At 67.4% G+C, this 438-nt stretch carries 1 protein-coding gene; it reads left to right on the plus strand.

What is annotated here, in order from left to right:
• The coding region (locus J5M71_RS28695; protein ID WP_243434404.1) for an ABC transporter substrate-binding protein at positions 1–438 on the plus strand (438 nt) is incomplete at both ends.

Raw genomic sequence — 438 nt, forward strand, 5'->3', positions numbered from 1 at the left:
GGGCCGGCCGGCGTGCTCGCGGACCTCGGCCTGACCAAGGACAACGTCGCGCGGAAGGTACGCAAGCTCGACGACACGACCGTATCGATCGAGACCGACCGCCGGTACGCGCCGAGCTTCGTGCTGAACGTGCTGAGCGCGGACCCGGCATCGATCGTCGACAAGCAGTTGCTGCTCTCGCACGAGAAGAACGGCGACTTCGGCAATGCATGGCTGAAGAACGCGGATGCCGGCTCGGGCCCGTACCGGCTCGTCAAGTGGACGCCGAACGAAAGCCTCGTGCTGCAACGCTTCGACGGCTACCGCGCGCCGTATCCGATGAAGCGCATCGTGTTGCGGCACGTGCCGGAAGCGTCCGCGCAGCGCCTGCTGCTCGAGAACGGCGACGTCGACGCCGCGCGCAACCTGAGCCCCGACAGCCTTGCTGCGCTGTCGAAG

The sequence above is a fragment of the Pseudomonas sp. 43(2021) genome, from assembly GCF_017490805.1.
Lineage (GTDB): Bacteria > Pseudomonadota > Gammaproteobacteria > Pseudomonadales > Pseudomonadaceae > Aquipseudomonas.